The organism is uncultured Campylobacter sp., from assembly GCF_937997405.1.
Classification (GTDB): domain Bacteria; phylum Campylobacterota; class Campylobacteria; order Campylobacterales; family Campylobacteraceae; genus Campylobacter_B.
The window spans coordinates 1-5,894 of record NZ_CALKTL010000021.1 but is presented as its reverse complement, the minus strand read 5'-3'; the positions used below and the strand labels follow the sequence as shown (position 1 = coordinate 5,894).

Below are 5,894 nucleotides of genomic sequence, written 5' to 3'. Positions count from 1 at the left end.
TGAACTTCAGCAGCGTCCTAAAACTAATGAAGCAGCGCTACGACGCGGATGGCGAGTATCTGTGGGATGGATATCCTAATTTTGCGGTTTTTCGTCACGCAGGAGGGAAGCGCAAGTGGTTTGCGCTTCTGATGCGCGGGCTTGTAAACGAAAAGCTCGGTCGCGCACTTCCTGGCTCAAGCGACGTGATAAATTTAAAAGTTTCGCCCGATTTGTCGGCGATTTTGCGTGACGGAAAAGGAATTTTTGCAGCCTATCATATGAATAAAAAGCACTGGATCAGCGTCTGCCTCGATGCGGTGCCGCGTGAACAGATCGAGGATCTAATCGAGCAGAGCAGGGAGCTTACGAGGTAGAATTTGCGCCTGGGATCGGTTTAAATTTGCGTGCGAAAGAGGCTAAATTTGAACCGGGAGCGTAGATTTTAGCGGCTCGCGAGGCTTAAATTTAAAAATATCCGCAAGGAGCGCGGATGAATGATCAAAATTTAAAATATATCGCAAATTTAAAAGTGCAGGACGTGCCGTGGAGTAGACTCACGACCGCTTACGGCAGGGCGAGCGAGTTTCCCAAAATTTTTGAGAAACTCGCGCGGGCAATCGAAGCTTGTGATGCGGCGCGCGGCTTGGGCGGCGAGCAAAATTTAAAAAGCAAGCCCGGAGCAGGGCAAAATTTAAAAAGCGAGCCCGGTTGCGGGCAAAATTCTACGGATGCAGCAAGATGCGGCGTGGCGCAAAATTCCGTAAATTTAGCGCAAACGAGCGAGTCCAAATTTCAAAAGGCGGATAACGAGGCGGCGAAATTTAAAACGGGTGGAGAAACGGAGCTTAAAACGTATACGGCGAAGTGCGGAGAGGCGGAATTTAAGAGTGCGGATAGCGCGGCGATAAAATTTAAAGCGAGCCAGGCGAGTAAATTTAAAACGAGCACGGCGGATAAGAGCTCGGATGCGAGCGAGCGGGAGAAATTTGACGCCAAGGACCTTCAGGACGCGCTTAGTAAGATTTTTAACGAGATAGAGCATCAAAGCACGCTTTGGCACGCAACCCCTTTTGCACTGCTGTTTTTGGCGCGTATCTTTATGCAGGCGCGCGCCGTGGCGGGCAAAAACGCGAATAAAAATAATCAAAACGCCGCTGCGGAAGAAATCGGCGGAAATAATCAGAACGCGGCGGATAGAAATGCGGATAAAAGCTGGCAAAATGATGCGGCGAGTAGAAACGACGAAAACGAAGCGGCAGGCTTTATCGCGGCTCGGCTCGGCGGATTTTTTGCGTTTATGCTTGAGATTTGCGATGACGCCGATAAGATCTCGCACGCAGCGCCGCTGGCGAGCTTTTCGGATATGCTTGCGGAAAAATACCTGTGGCCGCAGAGCGATGAGGACGACGAGGTGCGCTGGGAGGAGCATTTTTACGACGATGAGCTATTTTACAGCCTCTATTTTTATTCGCGGGCGGTTTTGGACGCGACGGGAGTGGACTTTGCGCCGTTTAAGTCCAAGCCGGATGGCATTTAAGGCTGCGCCATCTCGCCTTTTGATTCTAAATTTAGCGCGACGCGGCGCGCTTTGGCGATGCTTTGTTTAAATTTAGACCTCAAAATTTTAAAATTTCGCCCAAAAGTCGCGGCAGACAGAATTTGCAGATCGTCTGTTTAAATTTAAAATTCGCGTGATTTTTGATCGGCGGTGCGGTTAAGCTGCGGGTAACGCTTTTAAATTTAGATCGCCGCGAAGCTTCAAACACGCTTGCGGCGCGGCTTTTTATGTGGTTTTAAAAAGATACCAATTCGGCGCAATTTTTTCTATCATTATAAACTCGCTAGGGCTCATTTGAGGCAGATCCGCCTCGTCTTGCACCCGCAAAAAGCCCACGGAGTTATCGGTGATTCCGCCGATGAGCAGCATAAATCTTTTGCCGCTCGTCTCGGCGTGAGAGAGATGCAGGCTTTTGATCTCCGCCTTTGCGCGCTCGGACTCGCCGCCGGCGTAAAGCTCGTAAATTTTTTCAAATGCCGATAAGTTTTGTTTTCCAAACTCCATAAGCTCTTTATCGGGCGCTAAGATTAGCTTTAAATTTACGATATCCGCATCGGTTCTTTGCTCAAATTCGCGTTTTTGCGCCTCGTTAAATTTTTCATATTCGCTTACGATAGCCTCAATAATGGCGGTTTGCGCCAAAACTCGCACGGCGTAGATTCCGTCCTCCTTAGTATAGACGTAAAGATCGAAGTGCTTCTCTTTAGAGCCCAAAAATACGTGAAAAATCTCGCTAAATTCGTCACTGCGTCCAAGCAGAGCAACCGTGATTTCGCTATAATTATCCGCCGCGTAGAATTTGCGCTTTAAATAGCTTCTCATCTCGCCTTTGAAATAAAGATTTTTATCGAAGTTTGCGTCGCTAAATAGCGAGCGGACGAGCTCTTCATTAGAGCTCGCGTTTAGGTTTAACGCGCAGCTTGCACAAAGTATGAGCGAGGCAAAAATTTTTGAAAATCCCGCTGTTTTAAAAAATCTAAATAAGCTCAAAATTTAACCTTTTGAAATTTTATAAATTTAAAAAGTCCATAAATTCTAGAAATTTCAAAATTTTGCAAATTTTAAAACTCCGTAAATTTCGTTTTTATAGGCTCGCCATCTCCTCGGCGCGCGCGAGGAGCTGCTTTGCGCCCTTTTCGATAAAAACGCGCGCGAGCTCTACGCCTACGCTTTGGTATTGAGATTTTTGCGCGACGATGCTTTGACGGATACTCTCGCTGCCGTCGGGCAGGCCCACTATCGCGCTGATGTGGATATTTTCGCCCTCAAGGCGCGCGTTGATGCCGATCGGCACCTGGCAGCCGCCCTCCAAAACTCTGACAAAATCCCGCTCCACGGTCGTTTCGATGATCGCGCGTTCGTCTTTTAGAAATTCTATCGCGCGCAGGGTTTGCGGCTCGTCCACCGCCTCGATGCCGAGCGCTCCTTGCCCCATAGCTGGGATCATCTGCGAGACCTCAAAGGGCGCTATGTGCTTTACCTCGGCGCGTAAATTTAGGCGGTTGATGCCCGCCATCGCCAAGATGATCGCGTCGAATTCTCCGTCTTTGAGCTTTCGCAAGCGGGTTTGGACGTTGCCGCGCAAGGAGATTATCTCTAAATCGGGGCGCATGCTAAGCAGCTGCATCTTGCGGCGAAGGCTCGTGGTGCCGACTTTTGCGCCGTGTGGTAACTCGTTAAATTTAGAGTATTTTTCGCTGATCATCGCATCGCGCACATCCTCGCGCGCGCAGATCGCAGCCAGCACTAGCCCCTGCGGAAACTCCACGGGCACATCCTTTAGGCTATGCACGGCGATGTGAGCTTCGCCGCGAAGCATACTCTCCTCGAGCTCCTTCGTAAAAAGCCCCTTGCCGCCGATCTTTGCAAGCGGCGTGTCTAAAATTTTATCGCCTTTGGTTTTCATGCTTTTTAGCTGCGCTTGGATGCCGCGGGCGTTAAGCAGCGATGCGATGTGCTCGCTCTGCCACAGAGCAAGTACGCTACCGCGCGTAGCGATGATCAAATTTTTCATTTTTCCTCTCCTATGCTTTTTCGGATCTCGATTTCGTTCTCTTCGATCACCTCAACGTCGATGACGTCGTCGTTTACGCGGTGGCGTCGCCAAAATTTTCGTTCGCTTTTTTCCGAATTTTCGCTGCTAGCGTTAAATTTAGGCACGTCGCTGGTGACGCAGTAAAATGACGCGGTGATTATGCAAACGCCTAAAATATCGCCGAAAATGCCCGGTGCAATGAGAAAAACGCCGCCTACGACGAAGCCTACGCCGCTTAAAATTTCTTTCGGCGAGATTTTCATTAGATTAAAAAACCCCATCCACGAGCGGTTTGCTACGACGTAACCGCCTAAAATCGCGCTTATGACGATCTCGACTGCATACGCCGCGAAGCCGTTTGCGCTTACGAAATAATAGGTCGTAAATGCCTCAATTATCAGATATGGAACGATCAAAAGCCTAAACATATTTTTCCTTGAATTATCGCTTTAAGCCGCGCCTCTTTAAAGACGCTAAAATTTAATCGCGGATTTTAGCAAATTCCGTCTGAATTTTTAATGTATCGCAAGAGCCCTTCGCAGCCACGCTTGATATCTGCGTAGCAGCGCTCAAAATCGCGCGTGTAGTATGGATCGGCGATTTGTAGGCGTTCGGAGTCGGTTAAATTTAAACCGGCACCTTTTAAATTTAAGTCGGTTTGTTTTAGCGCGCCTTTAAAATTTAGCGCATCGCAGTCTGTAAAATTTACCTCTTCAAATTCTAAAAGAAATTTTACCTTAGCCATATCCTTGCCGCGAAAAATTCGCCCCAGCGAGCGCATATTTTCATCATCCATGCAAAGTATCAGATCGTAGCGCTCGTAGTCTGCGGGCGTGACCTGCACGGCGCGATGCGCTACGAGCGGTACTTTTTGCTCTTTTAGCACGCGCTGCGTTTCGTAGTAGGGCGGCGAGCCGATCTCGTCGGCGTGCGTAGCGGCAGAATCTACGCTCACTCGCGCACTTAGACCGCTTTGATTAATGAAATTTTGCATCACGGACTGCGCCATCGGCGAGCGGCAGATGTTGCCGTGACATACGAAAAGTAGCCTCACGCGCGCCTACTGCGTGATGATGTCGTAGTTTTTCGGGATTGCGGGCTTAAAGATCGCCTCATTTACCGGCGCGTTTTTGCGGACGTTGCTTAGATTAATGACGACTTTATTGTCCATTTTGTCGGTGTAGCTGATCTTGCTCGGCAGATCACCCTTCATCTCGATTAGATATTTCACGTCGTCGAAGCTCGCCTCATAAACACCCTTTTTATTGGGTTTTGCGTTCGCTAGGATCGCCGTTAAATTCGGGGTTTCTTTGATATTCGTGATGATAGCTTGCTCAAGTTCGGGCTCGATGACGACGACCTTTGTGAAGCTAAAAAATATATTTTTTATCGTAGGGGTCTTGTAATGCCATACGGCGTGCTCTTTCGTGGCGCTAAAATCGCCGCCGTAGCTGATTTTCGCATCGTCGCTCTGCACGGTTTGCGAAAAATTTGCGCTCAGAGTGTTGAATTCTATCCCGCTTGCGAATGCAAAAATGCAGCTTGCTGCTAAAGAAATAAGAGTTTTTTTCATAAATTTTGCCTTTATTTTTGAAAATTTGCGCGTATTATAGCCGTTTTTCTAGGATTTAATTAAATAGAAACTAAAAATATGTTAATATGCGCGGTTAAAATTTTAAAACTAAGGTTTGAGATGTTTAAAAAGGTCATCCACGGGATTTTCGGTACTAAAAACGATAGGATCGTCAAACAATACGCCAAGCGCGCAGCGCAGATCAGTGCGCTTGAAGAAAACTACGTGGCGATGGACGATGCGGCGCTTAAGGCGGAATTTGAAGCGTTAAGAGCGCAAGTTCGCGCGGGCGAAAAGAGCACGGATGACGTGCTTAACGAAGTGTTTGCTATTGTACGAGAGGCGGGCAAAAGAGTGCTAAATATGCGCCACTTCGACGTTCAGCTGATAGGCGGTTTGGTGCTAAACGACGGCGCGATTGCCGAGATGAAAACGGGCGAAGGAAAGACTCTCGTAGCGACTTTGGCGGTAGTGCTAAACGCGATGGAGGGCAAGGGCGTGCACGTCGTGACCGTAAACGACTACCTGGCCAAGCGCGACGCCGAGCAGATGGGTGAGCTATATGAATTTTTAGGACTTAGCACCGGAGTGATCGTAGGCGGAGAATACGACGACGCCAAGCGCAAAGCCGCATACGCATGCGACATCACCTACGGCACAAACAACGAGTTCTGGTATGACTATCACCGCAAGGGACTCGACGGAGATCCGGCTATACTGAAGGATATTTTTCTCTGTATCTACGC

General features: G+C 48.6%; 8 protein-coding genes. 3 read left to right on the top strand and 5 right to left on the bottom strand.

The features are described from left to right. Positions 1-26: 26 nt before the first annotated feature. The gene (locus Q0372_RS01010) at positions 27-356 is read left to right on the top strand and encodes an MmcQ/YjbR family DNA-binding protein (protein WP_298101514.1); all 330 of its coding nucleotides are present in this window, start codon (positions 27-29) and stop codon (positions 354-356) included. A gap of 116 nt (positions 357-472) precedes the next feature. Next, positions 473-1,519 carry a hypothetical protein gene (locus Q0372_RS01005; protein ID WP_298101511.1) on the top strand — a complete coding sequence of 349 codons (1,047 nt, stop codon included), beginning with the start codon at positions 473-475 and terminating at the stop codon, positions 1,517-1,519. A gap of 246 nt (positions 1,520-1,765) precedes the next feature. Here Q0372_RS01005 and Q0372_RS01000 read toward each other — a convergent pair whose 3' ends face one another. The 5 genes from Q0372_RS01000 to lolA form a co-directional block, all read right to left on the bottom strand. Continuing rightward, positions 1,766-2,530, bottom strand: a complete 765-nt coding sequence (locus Q0372_RS01000; protein ID WP_298101509.1) for a hypothetical protein — start codon at positions 2,528-2,530, stop codon at positions 1,766-1,768. Between the two features lie 94 nt (positions 2,531-2,624). Next, positions 2,625-3,554, bottom strand: coding sequence for a hydroxymethylbilane synthase (hemC, locus tag Q0372_RS00995; RefSeq protein WP_298101506.1), 930 nt, complete (start codon positions 3,552-3,554; stop codon positions 2,625-2,627). Then, positions 3,551-4,003 carry an FxsA family protein gene (locus tag Q0372_RS00990; RefSeq protein WP_298101504.1) on the bottom strand — a complete coding sequence of 151 codons (453 nt, stop codon included), beginning with the start codon at positions 4,001-4,003 and terminating at the stop codon, positions 3,551-3,553. The genes hemC and Q0372_RS00990 overlap by 4 nt, the downstream gene beginning before the upstream one ends. Positions 4,004-4,068: 65 nt before the next feature. After that, positions 4,069-4,629 carry a low molecular weight protein-tyrosine-phosphatase gene (locus Q0372_RS00985; RefSeq protein ID WP_298101502.1) on the bottom strand — a complete coding sequence of 187 codons (561 nt, stop codon included), beginning with the start codon at positions 4,627-4,629 and terminating at the stop codon, positions 4,069-4,071. 6 nt (positions 4,630-4,635) lie between these two features. After that, a complete protein-coding gene (lolA, locus tag Q0372_RS00980; RefSeq protein WP_298101501.1) occupies positions 4,636-5,148 on the bottom strand; it encodes a LolA-like outer membrane lipoprotein chaperone in 513 nt (170 codons plus the stop codon). 120 nt (positions 5,149-5,268) lie between these two features. Between lolA and Q0372_RS00975 the strand changes: the two genes are divergently transcribed. Continuing rightward, the coding region (locus Q0372_RS00975) for a DEAD/DEAH box helicase (RefSeq protein ID WP_366810312.1) at positions 5,269-5,894 on the top strand (626 nt) is incomplete at its 3' end.

Excerpts from the sequence above, each read along its gene's own strand:
- Q0372_RS01005 (WP_298101511.1), top strand. The coding sequence starts at position 473 with ATGAATGATCAAAATTTAAAATATATCGCAAATTTAAAAGTGCAGGAC.
- Q0372_RS01010 (WP_298101514.1), top strand. The coding sequence starts at position 27 with ATGAAGCAGCGCTACGACGCGGATGGCGAGTATCTGTGGGATGGATAT.
- lolA (WP_298101501.1), bottom strand. The coding sequence starts at position 5,148 with ATGAAAAAAACTCTTATTTCTTTAGCAGCAAGCTGCATTTTTGCATTC.
- hemC (WP_298101506.1), bottom strand. The coding sequence starts at position 3,554 with ATGAAAAATTTGATCATCGCTACGCGCGGTAGCGTACTTGCTCTGTGG.
- Q0372_RS00990 (WP_298101504.1), bottom strand. The coding sequence starts at position 4,003 with ATGTTTAGGCTTTTGATCGTTCCATATCTGATAATTGAGGCATTTACG.